The organism is Streptomyces inhibens, assembly GCF_022221585.1.
Taxonomy (GTDB): Bacteria; Actinomycetota; Actinomycetes; order Streptomycetales; family Streptomycetaceae; genus Streptomyces; species Streptomyces inhibens.
This window is the reverse complement of record NZ_CP084681.1, coordinates 8,167,929-8,192,276: the sequence shown is the minus strand read 5'-3', so window position 1 is coordinate 8,192,276 and position 24,348 is coordinate 8,167,929. Positions and strand designations below refer to the sequence as shown.

23 protein-coding genes are annotated in these 24,348 nt (G+C 70.4%); 6 read left to right on the top strand and 17 right to left on the bottom strand.

What is annotated here, in order from left to right; genetic code table 11:
- Positions 1-34 precede the first annotated feature (34 nt).
- Genes KI385_RS36750 through KI385_RS36740 form a run of 3 tightly spaced genes read left to right on the top strand, consistent with a single transcriptional unit; the run spans position 35 to position 3,194 of the window.
- On the top strand, positions 35-841 hold the full coding sequence (locus KI385_RS36750) for an STM4013/SEN3800 family hydrolase (RefSeq protein WP_238578009.1): 807 nt from the start codon (positions 35-37) through the stop codon (positions 839-841).
- The gene (locus KI385_RS36745) at positions 838-2,250 is read left to right on the top strand and encodes an STM4012 family radical SAM protein (protein WP_238576347.1); all 1,413 of its coding nucleotides are present in this window, start codon (positions 838-840) and stop codon (positions 2,248-2,250) included. The genes KI385_RS36750 and KI385_RS36745 overlap by 4 nt, the downstream gene beginning before the upstream one ends.
- Before the next feature lie 11 nt (positions 2,251-2,261).
- Positions 2,262-3,194, top strand: coding sequence for an STM4011 family radical SAM protein (locus tag KI385_RS36740; RefSeq protein ID WP_238576346.1), 933 nt, complete (start codon positions 2,262-2,264; stop codon positions 3,192-3,194).
- On the opposite strand, the gene KI385_RS36735 is transcribed toward KI385_RS36740, so the two are convergent.
- From KI385_RS36735 to KI385_RS36725, 3 genes are read right to left on the bottom strand one after another with little or no spacing between them, the layout of a single operon-like run.
- On the bottom strand, positions 3,167-4,072 hold the full coding sequence (locus KI385_RS36735) for an SAM-dependent methyltransferase (RefSeq protein ID WP_238576345.1): 906 nt from the start codon (positions 4,070-4,072) through the stop codon (positions 3,167-3,169). The two genes, KI385_RS36740 and KI385_RS36735, sit on opposite strands and share 28 nt — an antisense overlap.
- Positions 4,069-4,347, bottom strand: coding sequence for a DUF397 domain-containing protein (locus KI385_RS36730; protein WP_088801073.1), 279 nt, complete (start codon positions 4,345-4,347; stop codon positions 4,069-4,071). The genes KI385_RS36735 and KI385_RS36730 overlap by 4 nt, the downstream gene beginning before the upstream one ends.
- Positions 4,348-4,350: 3 nt before the next feature.
- Positions 4,351-5,217, bottom strand: a complete 867-nt coding sequence (locus KI385_RS36725) for a helix-turn-helix domain-containing protein (RefSeq protein WP_238576344.1) — start codon at positions 5,215-5,217, stop codon at positions 4,351-4,353.
- A 136-nt stretch (positions 5,218-5,353) separates the two neighbouring features.
- On the opposite strand from KI385_RS36725, the gene KI385_RS36720 reads away from it, so the two are divergent.
- A complete protein-coding gene (locus KI385_RS36720) occupies positions 5,354-5,815 on the top strand; it encodes an ATP-binding protein (RefSeq protein ID WP_238576343.1) in 462 nt (153 codons plus the stop codon).
- Positions 5,816-5,884: 69 nt separating this feature from the next.
- Here KI385_RS36720 and KI385_RS36715 read toward each other — a convergent pair whose 3' ends face one another.
- A complete protein-coding gene (locus KI385_RS36715) occupies positions 5,885-6,685 on the bottom strand; it encodes an SGNH/GDSL hydrolase family protein (protein ID WP_238576342.1) in 801 nt (266 codons plus the stop codon).
- A gap of 262 nt (positions 6,686-6,947) precedes the next feature.
- Between KI385_RS36715 and KI385_RS36710 the strand changes: the two genes are divergently transcribed.
- Complete coding sequence (locus tag KI385_RS36710; protein ID WP_238576341.1) at positions 6,948-7,757, top strand: tyrosine-protein phosphatase; 810 nt, start codon at positions 6,948-6,950, stop codon at positions 7,755-7,757.
- Positions 7,758-7,788: 31 nt separating this feature from the next.
- On the top strand, positions 7,789-8,208 hold the full coding sequence (locus KI385_RS36705) for a GNAT family N-acetyltransferase (protein ID WP_238576340.1): 420 nt from the start codon (positions 7,789-7,791) through the stop codon (positions 8,206-8,208).
- A gap of 74 nt (positions 8,209-8,282) precedes the next feature.
- On the opposite strand, the gene KI385_RS36700 is transcribed toward KI385_RS36705, so the two are convergent.
- The 13 genes from KI385_RS36700 to KI385_RS36640 form a co-directional block, all read right to left on the bottom strand.
- The gene (locus KI385_RS36700; protein ID WP_238576339.1) at positions 8,283-9,449 is read right to left on the bottom strand and encodes a serpin family protein; all 1,167 of its coding nucleotides are present in this window, start codon (positions 9,447-9,449) and stop codon (positions 8,283-8,285) included.
- Positions 9,450-9,469: 20 nt separating this feature from the next.
- Entirely contained in the window at positions 9,470-10,852 is a 1,383-nt protein-coding gene (locus tag KI385_RS36695; protein ID WP_238576338.1) for an aspartate aminotransferase family protein, read from the bottom strand.
- Complete coding sequence (dxs, locus tag KI385_RS36690) at positions 10,849-12,729, bottom strand: 1-deoxy-D-xylulose-5-phosphate synthase (protein ID WP_238576337.1); 1,881 nt, start codon at positions 12,727-12,729, stop codon at positions 10,849-10,851. Before dxs ends, KI385_RS36695 begins: the two co-directional genes overlap by 4 nt.
- 133 nt (positions 12,730-12,862) lie before the next feature.
- Positions 12,863-13,888: an adenosyl-hopene transferase HpnH gene (gene hpnH, locus KI385_RS36685; protein WP_128502666.1), complete on the bottom strand. Its 1,026-nt coding sequence runs from the start codon at positions 13,886-13,888 to the stop codon at positions 12,863-12,865.
- A gap of 5 nt (positions 13,889-13,893) precedes the next feature.
- Positions 13,894-14,562, bottom strand: coding sequence for a phosphorylase family protein (locus KI385_RS36680; RefSeq protein WP_238576336.1), 669 nt, complete (start codon positions 14,560-14,562; stop codon positions 13,894-13,896).
- Complete coding sequence (shc, locus tag KI385_RS36675) at positions 14,562-16,610, bottom strand: squalene--hopene cyclase (protein ID WP_238576335.1); 2,049 nt, start codon at positions 16,608-16,610, stop codon at positions 14,562-14,564. Before shc ends, KI385_RS36680 begins: the two co-directional genes overlap by 1 nt.
- A 105-nt stretch (positions 16,611-16,715) precedes the next feature.
- Entirely contained in the window at positions 16,716-17,837 is a 1,122-nt protein-coding gene (locus KI385_RS36670; RefSeq protein WP_425357019.1) for a polyprenyl synthetase family protein, read from the bottom strand.
- A complete protein-coding gene (gene hpnE / locus KI385_RS36665; protein WP_425357018.1) occupies positions 17,834-19,291 on the bottom strand; it encodes a hydroxysqualene dehydroxylase HpnE in 1,458 nt (485 codons plus the stop codon). The genes KI385_RS36670 and hpnE overlap by 4 nt, the downstream gene beginning before the upstream one ends.
- Positions 19,292-19,391: 100 nt before the next feature.
- Positions 19,392-20,345 carry a presqualene diphosphate synthase HpnD gene (hpnD, locus tag KI385_RS36660; RefSeq protein ID WP_425357017.1) on the bottom strand — a complete coding sequence of 318 codons (954 nt, stop codon included), beginning with the start codon at positions 20,343-20,345 and terminating at the stop codon, positions 19,392-19,394.
- A complete protein-coding gene (gene hpnC / locus KI385_RS36655) occupies positions 20,342-21,208 on the bottom strand; it encodes a squalene synthase HpnC (RefSeq protein WP_238578007.1) in 867 nt (288 codons plus the stop codon). Before hpnC ends, hpnD begins: the two co-directional genes overlap by 4 nt.
- Positions 21,209-21,657: 449 nt before the next feature.
- Positions 21,658-22,461 carry an ABC transporter ATP-binding protein gene (locus KI385_RS36650; protein WP_238576332.1) on the bottom strand — a complete coding sequence of 268 codons (804 nt, stop codon included), beginning with the start codon at positions 22,459-22,461 and terminating at the stop codon, positions 21,658-21,660.
- Complete coding sequence (locus KI385_RS36645) at positions 22,454-23,383, bottom strand: ABC transporter permease (protein ID WP_238576331.1); 930 nt, start codon at positions 23,381-23,383, stop codon at positions 22,454-22,456. The genes KI385_RS36650 and KI385_RS36645 overlap by 8 nt, the downstream gene beginning before the upstream one ends.
- A 78-nt stretch (positions 23,384-23,461) precedes the next feature.
- The gene (locus KI385_RS36640) at positions 23,462-24,334 is read right to left on the bottom strand and encodes a glycosyltransferase family 2 protein (protein WP_238578006.1); all 873 of its coding nucleotides are present in this window, start codon (positions 24,332-24,334) and stop codon (positions 23,462-23,464) included.
- Positions 24,335-24,348 lie beyond the last annotated feature (14 nt).

Sequence of the window (24,348 nt, the reverse complement as noted above, 5' to 3'; positions counted from 1 at the left end):
GGCCGAGACCCCGGACAGCGACGAGAACCTCGACATGAACGAGATCGTGGGCAGCCACGACCTCCTTCTCCTCACTCTCGACACGCTGCGCCACGACGTGGCGCAGGAGCTGGCGGCGGACGGCCGGATACCGCATCTGGCCCGGTATCTGCCCGGCGGCCGCTGGGAGCGCCGGCACGCCCCCGGAAGCTTCACCTACGCCTCCCACCAAGCGATGTTCGCCGGTTTTCTGCCGACCCCGGCAGCTCCGGGACCGCATCCCCGGCTGTTCGCCGCGCGGTTCGCCGGCAGCGAGACCACCGCGCCCGGCACCTGGGTCTTCGACACCCCCGACCTGGTCTCCGGCCTGGCCACGGCCGGCTATCGCACGGTGTGCATCGGCGGGGTGGGCTTCTTCAACCGGCAGGCGGCGCTGGGCTCCGTGCTCCCCGGGCTGTTCCAGGAGAGCCACTGGGAGCCGGAGTTCGGTGTCGCCTCCCCCACCTCGTTCGAAGCACAGGTCGCTCGCGCCGAAGAGGTCGTCGCCGCGCTCCCGGCGCAGCAGCGACTGTTCCTGTTCGTCAATGTCGCGGCGCTGCACCAGCCGAACTGGTTCCATCTGCCCGGCGCCACCCGCGAGGCCGGTGACAGTCGCGCCACCCACGCCGCCGCGCTGGAGTACGTGGACCGCCATATCGGCCGGCTCTTCGCCGCCGTGAGCAGCCGCCGCCCGTGCTTCGCCATCGTCTGCTCCGACCATGGCACGACCTACGGCGAGGACGGCTATACGGGCCACCGCCTCGGCCATGAGGCCGTCTGGACCGTCCCCTACGCCCAGTTCACGATCGAGGCCGCCCGATGACCGCCACCGAAACCGCCACCGCCGCGCGCCCGCTCGGCTCGCCGGCCCCTGCCCCTGCCCCTGCCCCGACCGCCGCCCCTCCGTACTCGCCGTACGAGAGCTATGTCTACGCCTACCCCCACAAGACCGCCTACCGCCGGCGCCCGGACCGTCCGGCGCTGCGTGACCTGTGGGCGGCCGAGCCGCAGGACGCGCTCTCGCTCTATCTCCACATACCGTTCTGCGAGGTGCGCTGCGGCTTCTGCAATCTCTTCACCCGTATCGGCGCCCCGGGGGACATGACCTCGGCGTATCTGGACGCCCTGGAGCGCCAGGCGGTGGCCGTCCGGGACGCGCTGCACACCGATGCCCGGTTCGCCGCGGCGGCGTTCGGCGGCGGCACACCCACGTTCCTCAGCGCCGCCGAGCTGGCGCGGCTCTGCGATATCGCGGAGCTGCGGATGGGCGCCGAGCTGCGCACGGTGCCGCTCTCCGTGGAGACCTCCCCGTCGACCGCCACCGCGGACCGCCTGGGTGTGCTGGCCGAGCGCGGTGCGACCCGGATCAGCATCGGGGTGCAGAGCTTTGTCGAGGCGGAGGCGCGGGCCGCGGTCCGTCCGCAGCGCCCGGCCGAGGTGGCGGCAGCCCTGGACCGGATCCGGGAGTCGGGCGTCCCGGTGCTCAACATCGACCTGATCTACGGCATCGACGGCCAGACGGAGCGCAGTTGGCAGCGGTCCCTGGACACCGCGCTGGGCTGGCGGCCCGAGGAGCTGTATCTCTATCCGCTGTATGTGCGTCCGCTGACCGGCCTGGGCCGCAAGGATCCCGCGGCGCCCGACCCGGAGTGGGACGCCCAGCGGCTGCGGCTGTACCGCTACGGTCGCGACCATCTGCTGGCCGCCGGCTATGAGCAGGTGTCCATGCGGATGTTCCGCCGCCGGGACGCGGCCACGCCCACCGCGGGCGGTGCCGACCACGCCTGCCAGACCGACGGCATGATCGGTCTGGGCTGCGGCGCCCGGTCCTACACCTCGGCCCTGCACTACTCCTTCGACTACGCCGTCGGTATGACCCGGATCCGTTCGATCATCGACGACTATCTGTCCCGCCCGGCCGCGGACTTCGCACACGCCGAATTCGGCTGGGAGATGACCGGGGACGAGGCGCGCCGCCGCCATCTGCTGCAGTCGGTGCTCCAGGCGGAGGGCATGGCGGTCGCGGACTACCGTGCCCGGTTCGGCGGTTCGCCCGCGGACGACTTCCCGGCGGAGCTGGCGCGCTGCGCCGAGCGTGGCTGGCTGGACGATTCCGCGGCCCCGGGGCTGCTGCGGCTGTCCCCCGAGGGGCTGGCGCATTCCGATGCCCTGGGCCCGATGCTGTTCTCGCCCGCCGTACGGTCCCGCATGGCCGCCTACGACCTCAAGTAAGGCCCGCAGCCATGGACTTGACGATTCTCTACCGCGGCCCGCTGGCGTCCTGCGACTACGACTGCCCGTACTGCCCGTTCGCCAAGCGGCGGGACAGCCGCGAGCAGCTGCGCGCCGACCGCGCGGCGCTGGCCCGCTTCGCCGACTGGGCAACGGCGCAAGGAGAAGGGGACGCGACCGGTCCCGGTGACCGGCTGTCGATCCTCTTCACCCCCTGGGGCGAGGGTCTGGTCCGCTCCTGGTACCGCCGCACCCTCGCCGAACTCAGCCGCCTCCCGCACATCCGACGGGTGGCGATCCAGACCAATCTCAGCTGCCGCACGGACTGGCTGGCCGAGGCGGACCTCGACACGCTGGCCCTGTGGTGCACCTACCACCCGGGCCAGACGCCGTACGACCGGTTCCTGGCGAAGACCCGGGAGCTCGCCGCGCGCGGCGCCCGCTTCAGCGTGGGCATCGTGGGCCTCCCCGGCCATCTCGACCATGCCCGCAGGCTCCGCGCCGACCTTCCCGAGCAGGTGTATCTCTGGGTCAACGCCGCCGAGGGCCACGGCTATACGGACGAGGATGCCGCCCTCTGGACGGAGCTCGATCCGCTCTTCCCGTTCAGCCGCCGGCCGCACGAGAGCGCCGGTCTCCCCTGCCGGACGGGCGAGTCGGTGATCTCGGTGGACGGCGACGGCACGGTCCGCCGCTGCCATTTCGTCCGCGCCGAGCTGGGCAATCTCTACGACGGCAGCTACCGCGCGGCGCTGCGCCCCCGCCCCTGCCCACTGGCCGTGTGCGACTGCCATATCGGCTATGTCCATCTGGAGACACTGCCGCTGTACGACGTGTTCGCGGGCGGGGTGCTGGAGCGGATCCCCGGGGCCGCGGCGCCGGCCGGCCGGGGAGCCCGGTCCGTGCGCCTGGCGGGTCAGGCCTTGCGGCCCACCCCACCGTAGAAAATGGTGTTGTTGAGGTCCTGCGGGCTGGGCACCTCGCCGTCCGGCCGCCACAGCGGCACCCGTACGACGCCCGGCTCCAGCAGCGCGAACGGCCCGAAGAGCGGCTCGATCTCGGCCTTGGAGCGCAGATTGAGGGTGGCGGTGGCGCTCTTGTAGACGTTGATGACACCGTCACGCGCCTGCACGTCCGTGCGACCCTCCGCGTATGCCTCGTAGGGCTCACCGGTCGCATGCGACAGGACGAGATGGCTGCCCGCGGGGAGCGCATCGGCGAGGGTCGCGACCAGGGCGGCGGGGTCCTCGTCGTCCCGGACGAAGTGGAGTACGGCGACCAGCAGCAGCGCCACCGGCCGGTCGAAGTCGATCAGCTCCCGGACGGTCGGGTGGTCCAGGATCGCCTTGGGGTCGCGGACATCGCCGAGCACGAAACCGGTGCGCTCGGTGTTGGTCAGCCGGGCCCCGGCGTGGGTGGCGACGATCGGGTCGTTGTCGACGTAGACGACGCGGGTGTCGGGGGCGGTCTCGCGGGCCACCTCATGGGTGTTGGGCGAGGTGGGGATGCCGGTGCCGATGTCGATGATCTGGCGGATGCCACCGGCGACGAGTTCGCCCACCGCCCGGCGCAGGAACGCCCGGTTGGCGCGGGCGCTGTGCCGTACCTGGGGGTGGACCTCGATGACCCGCTCCGCGGCCACCCGGTCGACCTCGTAGTTGTCCCAGCCGCCGAGGTAGTAGTCGTACATCCGGGCCGGGTGCGGCCGGCTGGTGTCGATCTCCTCGGCCGAGAAGCCCGAGTGCTCGGGTCCTTGGACGTACGGTCCGATCTCCGGGACTTCGGAGTCCGGTGCCCCCTGGGGTATGTCCTGCTCGCTCACGCCGTCCTCCGTTCGGTGCGCCGACCCGGCGCCGCGGAGAGCAGGAAGTCGGCGTGGCCGGCCTTCGCGCCCTCGATGAAACTCACCATTTCGTGGTGGGTGTAGATCAGCGCCGGGCCGTCCGGGTCGGTCGACTGCCGGAGCGCGATCCGGCCGTCCCCCAGCCGCATGGCCTCGACGCACTCGCCGCCGTTTCCGCCGCTCCACGGCTTGTGCCAGCCCTCGGTGCCCAGTTCTTTGGCGGGCATGCCGTTGTAGATGCGTATGCGATCCATGGTTCAGATCTCCTTGCGAAAGCCACCCAGAATGGCCTCGGTGGTGTGTGCCGGCGCGGCCTGCGCACACATCCGGTCCAGGGCCTCCAGGTACTGCGAGACGTCATTGCGCTGGTCGAAGTACACGGCTCCGACGAGGCTTTCCGCGTAGGCGATGTCCGGGAGTTCCGGGATCGGGAAGCGGAAAATGTGGAATGGTCCGTACATGGCGGGGTGCGGGCCCGCGGCGAAGGGCATGATCTGCAGCCGGACGTTCGGCAGCGCGGCGCCCTCCATCAGCCGGGTGATCTGGTCACGCATCACCTTGGGCCCGCCGATCGGGCGTCGCAGGACGGTCTCGTCCATCACCACCCACAGCATCGGTGCGTTGTCGCGGGTCAGCAGGGACTGCCGTTCCATGCGCAGCGCGACGATGCGGTCGATGTCGGCCCCGGAGGCGTGCGGCATACCGGCCCGCAGGACGGCCGCGGCGTACTCCTCGGTCTGCAGCAGCCCGGGGATGTAGTGCGGTTGGTAGGCCCGGATGAGGTTGGCCTCGCTCTCCAGGCTGACGAATGCGCTGAACCACTCGGGCAGTACGTCCCGGAAGCGGTGCCACCAGCCGGGCTTGTTGGCCTCGCGGGCAAGGGAGAGAAAGCCCTCGATCTCGTCCTCGTCGGTGACGCCGTAGGTCGCCAGCAGCTTCTCGACGTACGGGAGTTTGAGGCCGACCTCGGCCTTTTCCATGCGTCGAATCGTGGCGTGGGTCACATCGAGGGCCGCCGCGGCCCGTTCGAAGGAGAGTCCCGCCTTCTCGCGCAGGTCCTGCAGTCGCTTGCCGAGCACCACCCGCAGGACGGTCGGCGCGCCTGCCGACCGTGGGTCCGCCACGTCCGATCGCCTCCAACTGACTTCAGTGATCAGCAGTGTGTCATGCCGTCAGCAACACGAACAGACTGCACTTACGATTCTGCAAATTGCAGAGTGATCCTTGCCATCGGTGACCAACATCGCACATAGTTACGTCGTGGCTTCCTCCAACAACGCTCCTTCGTTAGGGCGCTGTGGCGGCTCCGTCGCCCAGTACCCGCAGGACGCGTTCCACTTGCCGGCGCGACGCACGTCCGTGCCCGAGGCGCGCAGACGCGTCAGTGCGCTGCTGCGCGAGTGGGGCGCGGATCAACCAGTCCGCGACGACGTGGAGTTGGTGGTCTCCGAGCTGTTCACCAATGCGGTACGGCACACCGACAGCGAGACGGTCGGCTGCGAGCTCACCCTCGTCGGGGCACACATACGCATAGAGATCACGGACCAGGGCGGGCCGGGAGTTTCGGCCCCGCATCTCCAGCCCGGCAGCGTGGACAAGGAGTGCGGACGAGGGCTGTTTCTCGTCGGCGCACTGTCCGAAAGCTGGGGGTCGCGGCCGGCCGACGGCGGTCGGGGCCGGGTCGTCTGGGCGGACCTGCCGTACTCTTCGCACGCACACTGAGGCCCCGCTCCGCATCGGCGAAACGGGGCCTCCGTCATGCCATGGGGCCGCTCTCGGGCCGTGGCCGTATTACAGCGGCAGCAGATCGGGCCGCTTGGGCTCGACATGGTCGCCGGAGGACTCACCGCGCAGCCGGCGTCCGATCCACGGCACCAGATGCTCACGCGCCCAATGGATGTTGTCCCGCCGCGCCTCGGCCGCCGACCGCTCGGCCTCCGGGGGCCACGGCTGGTCCGGGTCGGCCGGCACCCGCAGACCGAGCACCTGGGCCGCGCGCAGCGCCACCCGGGTGTGGCCGTCGGCCGACAGATGCAGCCGGTCATCGCTCCAAGCCCGCCGGTCCTGCACCGACTTCAGCGACCACAGGTCCAGGACCGGGCAGTCATGCCGGTCCGCGATGGCCCGGACGTGCGCCGTGTATGTCGCGATCTTGCCACGCAGATGCTTGAGCACGGGGACACCGCGGGTGTCGAAGCCGGTGCAGAGCAGGACCGTGCCGACCGTCTGACGCAGGTCGGCGACCGCCGTCTCATAACGCTCGGCGACCGCGTCCGGGTCGGAGCCCGGCCGCAGGATGTCATTGCCGCCGGCACAGAATGTGACCAGCGCGGGGGCGAGCTGTTTCACCCGGGGCACCTGCTCCTCGATGATCTGGTCCAGGAGTCGCCCCCTGACCGCGAGGTTCGCGTAGCGGAAGTCCCCTTCGGCCTGCTGGTCCGAGAGAAGGACCGCCAGCCGGTCCGCCCAACCGATGTACGCCCCGTCAGGGCCGGGATCCCCGACCCCCTCTGTGAAGCTGTCCCCGACGGCTGCGTACGACCCGATGGCGCCGTGGGCGCCGTTGCTGATGTTCTTCGAATCGTCTGCCACGTCAGGACATACTTCACCTTGAGAAGTGACTTACGCCACCGTAACCAGGGGTTGACGAGGGGTGATTAATACCACCAGGTCAAATTCTCCTCAAATTGGAATAATGATCGATCACACACTGCTCCTCGAGCGCCGCAACGCACACCTTCACACCACTGATGCGCTTGTTACGACCTGATTGTCTATTGCATCAATGTCGTATCGTCGGGGATGCCTCGCCTCGTCGACGAGCAGCGTCGGCGAACGACCACAAGGAGCGCCCGTGACGCAGCAGACGCCGCAGGTCCCCCAGGCCCAGCCCGAGCTCGCGGAGGTCCGCAACTTCCGCGACGTGGGCGGACTGCCGACCGTGGACGGGCGTCGCGTACGGGAGGGCAGGCTGTTCCGCAGCGGACACCTTGCCCATGCGACCGAGGCGGACGCCGACTTTCTGGCCGGCCTCGGGCTGCACACCATCTTCGATTTCCGCAATGCCTCGGACATCAAGCTGGAAGGCCCCGATGTCGCGCTCCCCGGCGTTCGCAACGTGAACATTCCGCTCACCGACCCGGCCGACGGCGCAGAGTTCTGGACGATGGTGCGCGACGGTGAGCTGGAACAACTGCGCTCCGCGCTCGGCGACGGCAAGGCCGCGGCCCGTATGGCCACGACGTACCGCCACATCATCACCACCCGTACCGAGGACCACAGCCGAGTGCTGCACGCCCTCGCCGAGGACAGCGTCCCCGCGCTGATGCACTGTGCGGCCGGCAAGGACCGCGCCGGGCTCTCCGTCGCGGTGACCCTGCTGGCGGTCGGTGTGGAGCGGGACGCCATCGAGGCGGACTACCTCAAGTCCAACGACCCGCACCGCCGCTACAAGATCCGCCGCTCCGACAACTCCGCGGTCGGGATGTCGCAGGAGGTCATGGAGCTGCTCGCGCCGCTGTTCGGGGCGCATGTCGACTACCTCACGGCCGCCTACGACACGATCGAACGGACCTGGGGCTCGACGGAGAAGTACCTCGCCGAGGGCCTGAAGCTGACGCCCGCCACCCGCGAACGACTGCGGAACCAGCTGCTGACGGACTGACGATAGGCCGCCTGCGGCAGGCTCCACAGGCATGATCGACAACTATGAGTTCTCGGGCGACCCGGCCCGTCTGGACGCCGCGCTGGTCCACCGGTGGCTCTCCACCGACGCGTACTGGGCGCTGGGCCGTACGCGTGCCCAGCAGGACCAGGCGATAGCCGGTTCGCTGAACTTCGGTGCCTACGACACCGTGACGGGCGCCCAGGTCGCCTACGCCCGGGTGATCACCGACCGGGTCACCTTCGGCTGGCTCTGCGATGTCTACGTCGCCCGTGAGGTGCGCGGCAAGGGGATCGGCAGGGCGCTGGTGGCAGCGGTCCGCGACCACCTGGCGCCGTACGACCTGCGCCGCATCCTGCTGGCCACCTCCGACGCCCACGGGGTCTACGAGAACGCCGGCTTCCAGCCGCTGGAGAACCCCGGCCAATGGATGGCCTACGGCCGCCAGTAGCGCCCGTTCACCGGCTCCGTTCCCTGACGACGCGGTGCTCTTACGGCCGCCGTGCTCTTACGGCTCCGTGCCCCTTACGGCTCCGCGACCCATCCCGCGACCAGGACCAGCCCCGATGCCCGGTGCACCGCGAGGAAGCCGAAGGGCCGGTCGTAGCGGGCCGAGATCTGCTGTGCTCGGTACGGCGGGGGCGGGGGCACGGAGCCCGCGGCGGCCGGCATGACCGTGACCGCGGCCGCGCGGAAGCCGAGCGCGCCGAAGGTCGCGGTCGCCGTCTGCTGGGCGGCCGACACCGCGAGCGGCCGCTCGCTGATCCCCGGGAAGTGTCCGCGGGAGGTGTCGGAGGCGGTGGTGAGCCCGAAGAGGGCCGCGTGCTTCAGCAGATCGTGGTCGCCGTCGACGGTGAACCGCGTGGCGGTGAGGTCGAAGCACGGGACGCCGTCGTAGCTCGGCACGGTCGTCACCGTCAGCCCCGGCCCGGCGCCCTCGGTCAGCTCCGCACCGGACGCCGTCGGGTAGGCGCCGTCCAGGGCGGCGACACCGTGCCGCAGCACCTCGCCGCCCGGCGTCTTTGGCCCGCCGAGCAGCAGATGGACGTCCAGGCCGTTGTCGCCGGCGACCCGAACCACGGTCAGCGGACCGGCCGGTGTCTCATGGACCGCTACCTGCTCCACCTCCGGTCCGGAGCGGCTCAGGGTGCTCAACTCCCGCCCCGCCCAGGGCCCTTCGGCCACCCGGGCCGGGTACTCCTGGAAGGGCTGCACCCAGGTCGTACGCACCAGCAGCGCGCTCGCCAGCACGAGCAGCATGTCGGGGGTCACCTGCACCGGCATCTGCTCGATCAGCCCGTCGGTGTGCCGGCGCGCCCAGGCGTCCATCGCTGCCTGGTCCGCGGCCGGGTCGGCGGTGAGCTCGCCGTGCAGATCGAGCGGCAGGCGCTCCAGCCATTCGGGGTGCAGCGCGAGCGTGCGCCGGGCCCACAGCGCCGCCGCGGCATGGACACCGTCCGCGGCGTCCAGCGCGGCGAGCAGCTCACAGCCTTCGCGTACGGCGTGCTCCGCGTCGGTGCCCAGCGCCTCGGCCAGCTCCTTGCGGGCCGGGCCGGCCGAGGGTCCGGCGAGCAGGGCCAGCAGCGGCCAGACGCCGGCCGCGGTCAGCACCGTGCCCCGCTCCCCCACCGTCTCCCGCACCCAGCGAGCCGTCATGTCATTGACGGCACGCACCGTCGTCGCGGCGACCATCTCGTCCCCCACCTGCGTCGTCAGCGGTTGGCGACCGCCTGCTTGACCAGCGTCCGCCCGAAGTCCCACATCAGGCCGCCGCCACCGTGGGCGTCGTCCATGACGGCCGTGAACGCCTCCATGAAGCGGTCCACCTCCCGCTCGCCGATGATCAGCGGCGGGATCAGCTTAATGACCTCCAGGTGGTCGCCGGAGACCTGGGTCAGGATGCGGTGCCGTTGCAGCAGCGGCACCACGACCATCTGCGCGAACAGGCCCTTGCGGGCCGCCTGGAGCATCATCCAGCGGCTGCGCAGACCGAGCGACGTGGGACGGCCGAACTCGATGCCGATCATCAGGCCACGGCCCCGTACGTCATGCAGCAGCTCGTACTTGTCGATCAGCGCGGCGAGCCGGGAGCGCAGCAGCTCGCCGGTGTGCCGGGCGTTCGCGACGATCTGCTCGTCCTCCATCACGGAGAGGACCGCGAGGCCGGCCGCCATCGCCTGGGCGTTGGAGCCGAAGCTGGCGGAGTGCACCAGCACCCGGTCCATGGACGAGTAGACCTTCTTGAAGATCCAGTCCTTGCCGAGGGTCGCGCCGACCGGGACATAGCCGCCGGACAGCGCCTTCGCCACACACACCAGGTCCGGTTCGACGCCGTCCTCGTGCTGGTAGGCGAAGAAGTCACCGGTACGGCCGAGGCCGGTCTGCACCTCGTCGGCGATCAGCAGGGCCTTGTGCCGGTGCAGCAGCTCCTGTGCGGCGCACAGGAATCCGGGCGGGGTGGGGTGTACGCCCTTGCCCTGGATGGGTTCGACCACGAATCCCGCCACATCGCCGCGCTTCAACTCCCGCTCCAGCGCGGCCAGATCGCCCATCTCGACGGCGGTGTCGGGCAGCAGCGGGGCGAAGCCGTCCCGGAAGCCGTCCTCGCCGTTGACCGACAGCGAGCCGGTGGTCAGGCCGTGGAAGGCATGGGTGCAGTAGAGGATGCGCGGCTTGCCGGTGGCGTAGCGGGCGAACTTCAGGGCGGTCTCGACGGCTTCGGTGCCGCTGTTGCCGAAGAAGACCCGGTCGAGGTGAGGCGCGTAGGAGAGCAGCTTCTCGGCGAGCAGGCCGGGCAGCGGCTGGCAGTCGAAGCGGGTGAGGTCGGGCAGTTCGGCGTCGAGCACATCGTGCAGCGTCTGCCGGACGACCGGGTGGTGCCGGCCGAGGCCCATCACCCCGAACCCCGCGAGCATGTCCAGATAGTCCTGGCCCTCGCTGTCCCAGAAGTAGGCGCCCGCGGCCCGCTCGTAGACCTTGTCGAAGCCGATGGTGTGCAGCATGCGCGGGAGCTGGTGGTTGAGATGGCGGCTGTGCAGGTCGTAGCGCTCACCGCCGCGCTCGGCGAGCAGCTCGGTCAGATCGAATCCGGTCACGAGGTGCTCTCCTTACGGGCCAGCGCGCCGCTGATCCGGCCTGCGATCTCCGCCGGGGTCAGACCGAGATCGGCCAGCAGCTCACCGCGCTTGGCATGCGCCAGAAACTGCTCGGGGATGCCGAAGGTGCGCAGCGGCACATCCACGTCCGCGTCCCGCATCGCCTGGCCGACCGCCCAGCCGACGCCGCCGTTACGGCTGTTGTCCTCGACGACGGCCACCATCGCATGCTGCGCGGCGAGTTGCCAGATGGCCTCGTCGACCGGCTTGACCCACCGCGGGTCGATGACGGTCGCGTCGACGCCGCGTGCCGCGAGCAGCTCGGCGACCCGCAGACAGACCGGCGCCATCACGCCGACGGCGACCAGCAGGACATCGGGGTGCGGGGTGCGGTGGAGGACGTCCACGCCGCCGATCCGGTCGACGGCCGGGATCGGGTCGTCCACCGACTCCTTGGGGAAGCGGATGACGGTCGGTGCGTCGTCCACGTCCAGGGATTCCCGCAGCTGGGCGCGGAGCTGGTCGGCGTCGCGCGGTGCGGCGATCCGCAGGCCGGGGACGACGCCGAGCACAGACAGGTCCCAGATGCCGTTGTGCGAGGCGCCGTCGGTGCCGGTGACCCCGGCCCGGTCCAGGACGAAGGTGACACCGCACTTGTGCAGCGCGACATCCATCAGGACCTGGTCGAAGGCGCGGTTGAGGAAGGTGGCGTAGACCGCGACGACGGGGTGCAGTCCGCCGGTGGCCAGCCCCGCCGCAGACACCGCGGCATGCTGTTCGGCGATGCCCACGTCCCACACCCGGTCCGGGTAGGCCTCGGCGAACTTCCCGAGCCCGACCGGCCGCAGCATCGCCGCCGTGATGGCGACGACGTCCTCGCGCTCGGCGCCGATGCGGACCATCTCGTCGCCGAAGACAGAGGTCCAGGAGGGGGCGTCGGGCGGTGCGACGGGCGCGCAGGTCAGCGGGTCCATCACACCGACGGTGTGGAAGTGGTCCGCGTCGTCCTCAAGGGCGGGCGGATAGCCGCGGCCCTTCTCGGTAAGACAGTGCACCAGCACCGGCCCGTGGAAGCCCGCCGCGCGGCGCAGCGCCGACTCGACGGCCGCGATGTCATGGCCGTCGATCGGGCCGACGTACTTCAGGCCCAGGTCCTCGAACATGCCCTGGGGCGCGAAGGCGTCCTTGAAGCCCTTCTTCGCGCCGTGCAGCGACTCGTAGAGCGACCGACCGACGACGGGGGTGCGCTGGAGGACGTCCTTGCCCCAGGCCAGGAACTTCTCGTAGCCGTCGGTGGTGCGCAGGGTGGCGAGGTGGTTGGCCAGGCCGCCGATGGTCGGCGCGTAGGAGCGCTCGTTGTCGTTGACGACGATGATCAGCGGGCGGTCCTTCGCGGCGGCGATGTTGTTCAGCGCCTCCCAGGCCATTCCGCCGGTCAGCGCGCCGTCACCGATGACGGCGACGACATGGTCGTCCTTGCCGCGCACCTGGTTGGCCTTGGCCAGGCCGTCGGCCCAGCCCAGGACCGTCGAGGCATGGCTGTTCTCGATGACGTCGTGGGCGGACTCGGCCCGCGAGGGGTAGCCGGACAGGCCGCCCTTGGCCCGGAGCTTGGAAAAGTCCTGACGCCCCGTCAAGATTTTGTGGACGTACGACTGATGACCGGTGTCCCACAGGATGCGGTCGGCGGGCGAGTCGAAGACCCGGTGCAGGGCGATGGTCAGCTCGACCACGCCCAGGTTGGGGCCCAGATGGCCGCCGGTGCGGGCGACGGCCTGCACGAGGAAGTGCCGGATCTCCCCGGCGAGTTCGGCCAGACGGTCCCCGGGAAGCGCCTTGAGGTCGCGTGGTTCCCGGATGTGTTCCAGCATCGTCACGTTCGGTCCGCCTCTACATGGTTCGGCTGACGATGACCGGCCCGGCCCGCCTCGCGCGCGGGCAAGGGCGCGAGAGGGGCCGGACCGGGCGCCGGGGAGCCTCCATGGCGCAGGCTCACCGCTCTTCATCAGGTCACGGGCGGTTTCCCGCCACGGTCTCCCTGGCGGCTCTGAGGGATTCCTTGAGGGAGCCCATGGTGGCGAGGACGGCAGTGGGCTCGTAGCCGCAGTGCGCCATGCAGTTGGCGCAGCGCGGGTCCTTGCCCCGGCCGTACTTCTCCCAGTCGGTCTCCTCGATGAGCTCGCGGTACGTCGGGACGTAGCCGTCGCTCATCAGGTAGCAGGGGCGCTGCCAGCCGAACAGCGAGTAGTTGGGAATCGCCCAGGCGGTGCACGGGAAGTCCGCCTTGCCTTCCAGGAAGTCCAGGAAGAGCGGGCTGTGGTTGAGCCGCCAGCGGCGCCGGTTACCGCCGGCGAAGGCCTTCTTGAACAGCTCCCGGGTCTGCTCGACGCCCAGGAAGTGCTCCTGGTCGGGGGCCTTCTCGTAGGCGTAGGCGGGCGACAGCATCATTTCGTCGACCTGCAGATCGTCATTGAGGAAGTTGAGGACCTCGATGATGGTCTGCGGGGTGTCGGTGTTGAAGAAGGTGGAGTTGGTGGTGACCCGGAAACCGCGCCGCTTGGCTTCCTTGATCGCCGCCACCGCCTCGTCGAACACGCCTTCCTTCGCGACGGATTCGTCGTGCCGCTCACGCATTCCGTCGATGTGCACCGCGAACGCGAAATACGGCGAGGGGCTGAAGCTCTCGATCTTCTTGCGCAACAGCATGGCGTTGGTGCACAGGAAGACGTACTTCCTCTTCGCCACCAACTGCCGCACGATTTCGTCGATCTGCGGGTGCATCAAGGGCTCGCCGCCCGCGATGGAGACCATCGGGGCACCGGACTCCAGCACCGCGCCGACCGCCTGCGCCACCGGCATCCGCTGCTTGAGGACCCCCGCGGGGTGCTGGATCTTTCCGCAGCCCTCGCATTTCAGGTTGCAGGCGAAGAGCGGTTCCAGTTCGACGATGAGCGGGAACTTCTCACGCCGGCGAATCATCTTCTGTTCAAAAAGATAGGTCCCGACCCGGATGGACTGACGGAGCGGCATGGCCATCTGGCTCACCTCCTGGGGAGCAGCAAAGAACGGTGCCATTCGTAGAAAACAGGAAGGACGGAGCGCAGCACACGGAAGGCTGATATTCCACCGCGCACGGTGCCGATGCGTACGAGTTCATGTTCTGGAGCGTCCACGACCACTCGGACGGCCGCAACCGGACGGCTGCCGGCGCGCATCGCCGTACGGAGCGTGGCGGCGGATTCCATGTCCACCGCGACCGCACCGGCGGCGTGCAGCTCGGCCCGCTCGGCACCGCGTACGACATGGTCGGAGCCGCGCAGCAGGCCGCTGTGCACCCTCAGGCCGCGCTGCCGCAGGGCCTGGAGCAGTGGGCCGTTGTCACGGCAGCGCACGTCCGGTGCGCCCGGCTCGTGGCCGCGGGTGGCCTCGGCGACGACCACGTCCCCGGGCTGCATCCCGGGGGCGAGGCCGGCGCAGAAGCCGCTGGCGACGACGGGGGAACGTGCGGTGACCGCGCCCTCACCCAGCGCTTTGGTCAGGGCGCGTTCGGCCGCCTGGGGGCCCATGCCGGTGCGCAGCGTCACCAGCCGCGGGCCGGCTCCCCCCACCTTTTCACCGCGGCCACCACCGCGCAGCGCGAACCGCTCGATGCCCAGCGCACAGGCGACCAACAGCGGCGGGTCCGCGTCCGGCGGGGGCCGTCTCGACATCAGGACCCCACCGGCGCGCAGGCCGGTCCCCCGTTGACGTAGCGGCCCAGGGCCGTCAGCGGGAAGACCTGACGGTAGAGGTGGTAGTTGATGGAGAAGTCCCAGGGGAAGCCCGTACCGGTGAAGTACGGCTCGTCCCAGGAGCCGTCCTCGCGCTGGGTGTCGATTAGCCAGCGCACTCCGCGCCGGACCGCCGCACTGTCGCGTTCACCGGCCGCGAGCAGCGCCATCAGCGCCCATGCGGTCTGCGAGGCGGTCGAAGCGCCGCGCCCCGCCCACTTCTCCTTGTCCCGGTAGGAGCGCTGGTCCTCGCCCCAGCCGCCGTCCTCGTTCTGCACCCGCCCCAGCCAGCCGACGGCCCGGCGGACCGCGGGGTGCGAGCCGGGAACACCGGCCGCGGCGAGCGCGGGGAGCACCGAGCCGGTGCCGTAGACGTAGTTGGTGCCCCAGCGGCCGAACCAGGCGCCGCTGGGCTCCTGTTCGGCCAGCAGCCAGGCGATCCCGCGGCGGGTGCGCGGGTCATGGGTGCGCCCCACGTCGGCGAGCATCTCGACGACATGGGCGGTGACATCGGCCGACGGCGGGTCGATGACCTCGCCGAAGTCGCAGAACGGCAGCCGGTTGGGGAACGGGCTGGTGTTGTCGACGTCGAACGCGCCCCAGGCCCCGTTCTTCGACTGCATACCGAAGTTCCAGCGCACCGCGCGGCTCACCGCGGCGTCGACCCGCTGCGGATCGGGGTGCTTGACCCGGCGCAGCGCGAGCACCACCTCAGCGGTGTCGTCGATGTCCGGGTAATTGTCGTTCTCGAACTCGAACGCCCAGCCACCGGAGGGGAGTTGAGGCCGCTTCACGCTCCAGTCGCCGGGCCGGTCGATCTGCTCGGCGAGCATCCAGTCGACGGCCTTGACCAACTGCGGGTGGTCGGCGGGAAGTCCGGCATCGGCGAGCGCGATGGTGGCCAGGCAGGTGTCCCAGACCGGGGACTGACAGGCCTCGATCATCCGGGTGGGGGCGCTCCCCCTGGCTGCCCCGGGGGGACCGTCCTCGCGCCATACGGCGAACCGGTCCAGGGATGCGAGGCCGGTGCGCAGCACGGGGTGGTCGAGGTCGTAGCCGAGGAGGTGCAGGGCGATGATGGAGTAGACGGCGGGCGGCTGGATGCCGCCCCAGCAGCCGTCGTTCTCCTGCCGCTCGATGATCCAGCGGGCGGCGGAGCGCATGGCGGCGCCGCGCAGCTTGCGGAGGGCGACCTTGTGGTAGACGTGCAGCGCCTTGTCCAGGCGCTGGAAGACGCCGTCCCAGCTCGTGGCGGGGGCGAGCGGCCGCGGCGGGTTGGGGTTGCGCGGATCGGTGTGCAGCTCGTCGAGGGCGAACGGCGCGGGGCGTACCGGGCGCTTCGCCGAGACGATGGTCAGTGGCACTATCGTCTGCCGCGCCCAGCACCCGAAGGCGTAGATGCCCAGCGGGAACCACTTGGGGAAGTAGATGAGTTCCGGGGGCAGTTCGGGCAGGTCGTCCCACTTCCACCAGCCGAAGAGCGCCAGCCAGATGCGGGTGAAGACCCGGGCGGCGGCGACTCCGCCCTGCTCGCGGATCCAGGCGGAGGCCGTCGCCATGTGTGGTGCGTCCGGGGCGTCCCCGGCGAGCCGGAGGGCGACATAGGCTTCGATGGTGGTGGAGAGTTCACCGGGCCCGCCGTAGAAGGTGGCCCAGGTGCCGTCCGTGCGCTGCTCGCCGCGGATGTAGCGGGCCGCCGCTTGGGTCAGCTCGGGGTCCTGGATGCCCAGGAACTGACGGAGCAGCAGGTCCTCGGCGTCCATCGTGACGTTGGTGTCGAGGTCGCCCTTCCACCATCCGGCGGGGTCCTGGACGGACAGCAGGTAGTCGGTGGCGCGTGCGGTGGCACGGCGGGCGGCGTCCGCCGTGTCCTGCCGTACCGCGGTCCGGGTGCTGTGGGTTGCTTCGGTTTTCTCAGCGGTGGCATCGCTGGCCGAGGGGGCCCGGGGCGGCAGCGCCCCGGTGCTTCCGTCGGTCGTCGCTGTCATGGCTTCCCCTTCTGCAGTGAACTGTGAAAAGCGTGCTCAGGGATTCCGTCGGCCGGCGCCCGGATGGCACCGGCCGGCGACTGCGATCTATTCGGTGATAGGTGATCATCTCTCTCGTACGACGACGAAGTCCGCCAGCGCGACGAGCTGTCCGCGGACCTTTTCCGGCATGTCGACCTCGTCCAGCGCGGCGATGGCCGTGGCGTGCTGGCGGCGGGCCTCCTGGGAGGTCCACTCGCGGCCGCCGGCCTCCTCGATGAGCGCCGCGCGGGAGGCGAACTCCTCCTCGGTGAAGTCGGCGATCTCGGTCTCGCTCTTCTTCGCGTCGGCCGCCAGGATCTCGGCGAGGCGCTCGGAGGCCGGGCCGCCCGCGGCCAGCGCGGCGACGACCGGCAGCGACTTCTTGCGCTGACGCAGATCGCTCCAGGTCTGCTTGCCGGTGGCGTCCGGGTCGCCCCAGATGCCGAGCAGGTCGTCGACGGCCTGGAAGGCGAGGCCGAGGTGGTAGCCGTACTTCTCCAGGGTGTCCGCGGTGCGGTCGTCGGCACCGCCGAGAACCGCACCGATGGAGACGGCGCAGGCCAGCAGGGCACCCGTCTTGTTGCCCTCCATCTCCAGGCACTCCTCGACGGTGACCCGCTCGCGGTGCTCGTAGGAGATGTCCTGGGCCTGGCCGTCGATCAGCTTGCGGGTGGCCAGGGTCAGCCGGCGGGTGGCGCGGCCGGCGTCGACCGTGCCGAGCTCCAGCAGTATTTCGTTGGCGAGGGCGAACAGCGCATCGCCGACGAGGATGGCCTGCGCCGGGCCGTGCACCTTCCACACCGTGTCGCGGTGCCGGCGCTGCTCGTCGCCGTCCATGAGGTCGTCGTGCAGCAGCGAGAAGTTGTGCACCAGCTCGACGGCGACCGCGCCGGGGATACCGACCTCGGGGGCCGCGCCGGCGGCCTCGGCCGACAGCAGGGCGAGCGCGGGCCGTACGGCCTTGCCGCTGTCGCCCGCGGAGGGGCGGCCCTCGGCGTCGATCCAACCGAAGTGGTAGGCGGCGACGGTGTCCATCGGAGGAGCGAGCCGGTCCACGGCGGCACGCAGCACGGGAGTCGCAAGCGTCCGCCCGCGCTCCAGCAGCGCGGTAACGCTCTCGGTGTCGATAGCTGGGGAAGCCGGATTCACGGTTTCTCCTCTGTTTCCGATGCTCGTGCTCGTGCGAGCGCTCGTACTCGTAGTCATGCCGCCTCCTGAGGCAACTGGCCCTGGGGGAAGCCGAGTTCGGTGAGTGCCTCGCGAGCGGCGGCAGTGCCGCTGCGAACAGCGCTTTCCATGGTCGCGGGCCACCCGGTGGCGGTCCACGCACCGGCCAGGAACAGGCCGGGGGCTTGGGTGCGGGCGGCGGGGCGGAGCCTGCCGACGCCCGGGGCGGGCGCAAAGGTCGCGGTGCGCTCGCGGGTGACGAAGAAGTCGTGGATCCTGGCGCCCCGGGCGGCGGGCAGCAGCCGCTCCAGCTCGGGCAGATAGCGGGCGCGGAGCTTGGCGACCGGCTGGTCGATCTCCTCCTGCGCGGCGGACTGCGAGACGGCCAGATACTGGCAGTGCTCGTTGCCGGCGACGCGCGTCAGCCCCGAGGCGTCGGTGCGGTCGAAGACCCACTGCACGGGGGAGCCGACCGCGGCGAAGAAGGGGCGGCGCAGGACCTTGCGGTCGTAGACGACATGGAGGTTGAGGATCGGGGCGGTGCCGATGTCCAGCAGCCGGTCCTTGCCGTCGAGGGCGCCTTCGGGCAGCAGGGCGTGTGTCTCGCGCTGCGGTACGGCGAGGACGACGGTGTCCGCGGTGAGCTGTTCGCTGCCGTGCGGCCCGTTGTCCACCGAGACCTGCCAGCCGCCGTCCTTGCGTGCGAGGGCCCCGGCGCGGGTACGCAGGGCGATCCGCACACCGGCCTTCTCCAGGGCGGTGCGGGCGAGGGTGTCGTGGACTTCGCCGAGCGGGACGCGGGACCAGCCGATGTCGGCGGCGCCCGGGGCGGACAGCAGCCCGGTCTTGAAGACCTTGGCGGCCAGGCCCATCGAGACGTCCTGGGCACGGGCGTTGAGGGTGGCGATGCCCACCAGGTCCCACAGCGCCTCGACGGCACGCGGCGACTGGCCGTATCGGCGCAGCCAGCTGCCGAAATCCATCTCGTCCAGCGCGGGGTCGGCCGGGTCAAGGCCCTTGAGCGCGAGGGTGGCGCGGACGACCGCGGCCCGTTCGGCCGGTGAGAGGTGCGGGTAGAGCGCGAGGCTGCGGGCGAGGTGCAGCGGGACGGGCAGCGCGGTGCGGCGCAGCCGGCCGAGCCGCAAGCGGTCGGCATCCAGGACCGGGACGTCCATACGCTCCTGCAGCGGCACCAGATGTGCGGCGTCGATCCGCTCCAGCAGCTTGCTGTAGGCGGTGCAGCAGCGCAGATAGACATGCTGGCCGTTGTCGACGGTCAGCTCACCGGCGGTGGAGTCGCGACGGAAGGAGAAGACCAGTCCGCCGAGGCGGGGGCGGCCCTCGACGAGGGTGACCCGCAGCCCCGCGTCGGCCAGTGCGAGGGCCGCGGTCGTACCCGCGAGACCGCCACCGATGACCACCGCGGCCGCCCCGTCGGGACGGCCGGCCGCCCGGTCGTGGTGCCGTTCGGGGCGCGTGGCTCCCGATGTCATGTGCTCTCCCCCCGTACGCCTGTGAGAGACGCAGCCGTCCAGGGGAGGGTTGCCCGCCGTACTGACGCGGGATCACCGCTGTCGTTCGTGGCCCGGCGCATCATCCGCGCCTCCTGACGGCCTGCCGACGGCCGATCGCCCGCGCGTCGAGCCCGGACAGTCCGCGCACCGCGACGAACGCCTTCTCCCGGCCCGGCAGCGAGACCCGGCCGCGCAGCACGGCCTCGGGGTCGGCGGCGATCCGCGTGAGCAGACGGTGGTAGATACCGGCCATCGCGGCCACGCAGGCGCCGCTGCGCCGGTCGAGCATCGGCAGCAGCCGGAAGCCCTCGGCGAACAGCGCGCGGGCACGCTTCACCTCGAAGTGGACCAGGCCGGTGAAGTCGGAGCCGGGCTGCGGGACCGGGCGCTCGAAGCCGTCCGAGCAGCCGAATTTGGCGAGGTCCTCGGCGGGAAGGTAGGTACGGCCGTTGCCGGCGTCCTCCCGAACGTCCCTGAGAATGTTGGTCAGTTGGAGGGCGAGCCCGAGGGTGTCGGCGTACTCGGAGGCACGCTCGGCGTCCTGCGCGCCCGGCACGGTGCCGAACACGCCCAGCGAGAGCCGGCCGATGGCCCCGGCGACACAGCGGCAGTAGACCTTCAGCTCGTCCCAGGTCTCGTAGTTCTCGCCGCGCACATCCATCAGCACGCCGTCGATCAGCTCGTCGAGACCGCCCAGCGGGAGCGGGAAGCGGCGGGCGGCGTCGGACAGCGCGACGGCCACCGGGTCGGTGTCGTCCTCGGCGATCCGGCCGTCCTTGATACGGGCCAGCAGCGCCCGGGTGTCCTCCAGGCGCTGTTGTTTGGCGGTGGGCGCCAGATTGCCGTCGCCGATGTCGTCGACCCGGCGCGAGAAGGCGTAGAGCGCCGACATGGCCTGCCGCTTGTCGGTCGGCAGCAGCCGGATGCCATAAGCGAAGTTGCGTGCCTGCTGCCCGGTGATGGCCTCGCAGTAGCGATACGCAGCGAGCACCGGCGCGGACGCGTGTGCAGTTGCCTCCACGGTCCGACTCACCCCTCTCTTCGCAATGTCGCCGTCACCGCGCGCAGCAGGCTGAGCTTGGTCGGTTTGGGCGGTCCAGGGAGTACGTCGTGATCGGCGGCCGCGACCGCCTGGAGTGCGGCGCGCCCGCCGGCCACAAAACCGGCCAGCAGCAGCTTGAGTCTGCCGTGGACGCTACCCACCAGCGGGGTGCCTTCATTCAGCAGCTCACAGGCGCGTTCCGCCTCGTATGCGATCAGTGCGCGCACCGATGCGCCCCCGCTCGGCGCGGCCAGATCGGCCTCTGTGACGCCGAAGCGTTTCATGTCCTCGGCGGGGAGGTAGATGCGGTCGCGCCCGAGATCCTCGGCCACGTCCTGGAGGTGTTCGATGATCTGCAGGGCGGTGCAGACCGCGTCCGAGCGGCGGATGCGCTCGGGGCTCGCGGTGCCGGTGATGCCGAGGACGAGCCGGCCGACGGGGTTGGCGGACAGCTCGCAGTAGGCCACCAGGTCGTCGTAGGTGCCGTAGCGGCTCACCCGCTGGTCCTGGCGGTTGGCTTCGATCAGGCGGAGGAACGGTTCGGGGGTCAGCGCGCAGCGGCGGACGGTCGGGCCGAGGCGGCGCATGAGCGGGTGGCCGGGGCCGGGGGCGCGGTCGCCGAAGACGCGGTGCAGGTCCGCTTCCAGTGCGTCCAGCAGCGCGGGCCTGTTATCGGCTTGTGCGCGGTCCAGTCCGAGGAGTACGGCATCGCCGCCGCCCGGCGCGAGATCGCCGTCGCCGATGTCGTCGACGAGCCGGGCGAAGCCGTAGACAGCCATCAGATCGGTACGCCAGGCGCGGGGCAGGAAGAACGGCGCGACCGGGAAGTTCTCGTGTGCGGCCTGGTCGAGCACGGTGCGCGTCTGCTCCCGCCCGTCACCTGCCGCCACCCTTCCGAGGAAGGCGCGGCGCGCCCGCTCGTTGTCTCGGCTCACCGGGGGCTGCCCGGCGCATTTCGGTGCCGGAGCGAACCAGTAGCCATTGCCGTCACGTCTCCCGTTCTACACCGCCAAGCTAAAACATCCTATTTCGGACACGCCGCAGCTGGCGGCGCGCCCCGATCGAGCCCACATCGCCCGCCTGGATGAGCATTGCCCGACTTATGCCACTTGTGCCGTTCGATACCCGTACAGCTTACGCCGTACGTCTCGCCCCCGTCCGAGCGGGTACCGAAGCCCGGGACAACGGACCGGTCAACATCCACCGATTCCGAACTGTCCCCGGACCCAGCGGAGTTGACCATCTCTCAACCATCGAAAGCCTCCGCGAGGCGGACCCGCGGAGGCTTCGGATGCGGGAGGGGCTACTTGCCCGTCTCCTTCTCGTACGCCTTGATCACTTCGTCCGTCGGGCCGTCCATCAGCAGCTCGCCGCGCTCCAGCCACAGGACCCGGTCGCAGGTGTCCCGGATCGACTTGTTGTTGTGGCTGACCAGGAAGACCGTGCCGGCTTCCTTGCGCAGTTCGCGGATGCGGGCCTCGGAGCGCTTCTGGAAGCTGCGGTCACCGGTGGCCAGCGCCTCGTCGATCATCAGCACGTCGTGGTCCTTGGCCGCGGCGATGGAGAACCGCAGCCGGGCCGCCATGCCGGAGGAGTACGTGCGCATCGGCAGCGAGATGAAGTCGCCCTTCTCGTTGATGCCGGAGAAGTCGACGATGCTGTCGTAGCGCTCGCGGACCTGGTCGCGGGACATGCCCATCGCCAGCCCGCCGAGGATGACGTTCTTCTCGCCGGTCAGGTCGTTCATCAGGGCCGCGTTGACGCCCAGCAGCGAGGGCTGGCCGTGCGTGTAGACCTTGCCGCGCTCGGCGGGGAGCAGGCCGGCGACCGCCTTGAGCAGCGTCGACTTGCCGGAGCCGTTGGAGCCGATCAGACCGATGGACTCGCCGCGGTACGCGGTGAAGGAGACACCCTTGACCGCGTGCACCTCGCGTACGCCCGACGAGGGCTTGCGGCGGATGATGCGGTTGAGGGCGGCGGTGGCGCTGCCCCTGCCCGCTCCTGTGCCGTAGACGCGGTAGACGATGTGCAGATCGTCCGCGATCACGGTGGGGATCCGGGCCTCGGCCGCCTGCGTCGGCTGGACGCCGTTCTTCTGCTCAGCCACGTCCGTACCGCTCCTCAGCCTTCCAGAAGTACACAAAGCCGACGACGCCCATCAGCAGCGCCCAGCCACCCGCGAACGCCCACACATGCGGGGGCAGCTTGTCCGCCGTGAAGCTGTCGATCAGCGCGAAGCGCATCAGGTCGATGTAGACGGCGGCCGGGTTGGCGTTGAGCAGGACCTCGACGAACGCGGGGACGTGCTTGCCCTTGAGGATCAGGTCGATGCTGAACATCACGCCGGACGCATACATCCACGTACGCATGATGAACGGCATCAGCTGCGCCAGGTCCGGCGTCTTGCTGCCCAGCCGGGCCATGACCATCGCCAGGCCGGTGTTGAACACGAACTGCAGCACCAGCGCCGGGAACACCAGCAGCCACGACCAGGTCGGCATCTGCCCGAAGCCGAGCAGGATCAGCATCAGCACGCCCATGGAGAACAGCAGCTGCTGGAGCTGCATCAGGCAGAACGAGATCGGCAGACAGGCGCGCGGGAAGTGCAGCGCACGCACCAGACCGAGGTTGCCCGAGATCGCCCGCGTACCGGCCATCACCGAGCTCTGGGTGAAGGTGAAGATGAAGACGCCGGTCACCAGGAAGGGGACGAAGTCGGGGACGCCCTTCCTCGTGCCGATCAGCAGACCGAAGATCAAGTAGTACACGAGCGCGTTCAGCAGTGGCGTCGCCACCTGCCAGACCTGCCCCAGCTTGGCCTGGCTGTACTGCGCCGTCAGCTTGGCGCTGGCGAAGGCGGAGATGAAATGCCGCCGGTCCCACAGCTGCCGGACGTACTCCGCAAGGCCGGGACGGGCCCCGCTCTGCGAGAGCCCGTACTTCTGGGCCCGCTGGGCAGGAGTGAGCCCTTCGTCGGAAGATGGCGGGGCACTCATGGCGACCGCACTGTCGTGCGTGGTCTCGCTCACAGTTGACACTTTCGTCCTCAAGGTGCGCTGCCGGGGCCACGCCCCGGTTCGCGCCTGATGCTCTCAGATACGAGCTTGTCAGATGACGGGAGGGCGGCCCAGTCGGGTCAGTCGCCAAACGGTAGCCCACTTCATGGGGCGCCTGGGACCGCACGGGGAGACCCAGCCCTCCTTGAAGCCGCCCAGCCACGCCCGCAGCGCCGGCCGCGACGGCCGGCGGGCGAGGGTGAGCAGAAACCAGACACCGAGATAGACCGGAACCAGCAGGGCGGGAAGGTTGCGTCGGGCCAGCCAGACACGGTTGCGGGCCACCATCCGGTGGTAGACCGCGTGCCGGGCCGGGGCCGTCGTCGGGTGGAACAGGACCATGTCCGACCGGTAGTCGATCAGCCAGCCCGCATCCAGCGCCCGCCAGGCCAGGTCGGTCTCCTCATGGGCGTAGAAGAAGTCGTCGGGCAGCCCGCCGACCTCCTCGAAGACCTTCGTACGGACCGCGTTCGCGCCGCCGAGGAAGGTGGTCACCCGCGAGGAGCGCATCGGGTCCGAGGCGCGCAGCCTGGGTACGTGCCGGCGCTGGGTCTCGCCGGTGTCCGGGTCGGCGATCCGGAAGCTGATGATGCCGAGCTCGGGGTCCGCGGCGAACGCCTGCCGGCACAGCTCGGCGGTGTCCTCCTTGGCCAGCAGACCGTCGTCGTCCAGGAAGAGCAGGACGTCGACGTCGCTGCCGCCGGGCCCGAAGGCCTCGATGCCGACATTGCGGCCGGCCGGGATGCCGACGTTCTCCGGCAGCTCGACGGTCCGTACGCCCTCGGGGAGCTCGGGCAGCGGCGAACCGTTGCCGACCACCGCGATCTCGATCGGGTCGCCCTCCTGCTTGGCGACCGAGTCCAGCAGCGCACGCAGCTCCTCGGGGCGGTTGCCCATGGTCAGGACAACCGCACCGAGGCGCATACGGGGTGCCCCCG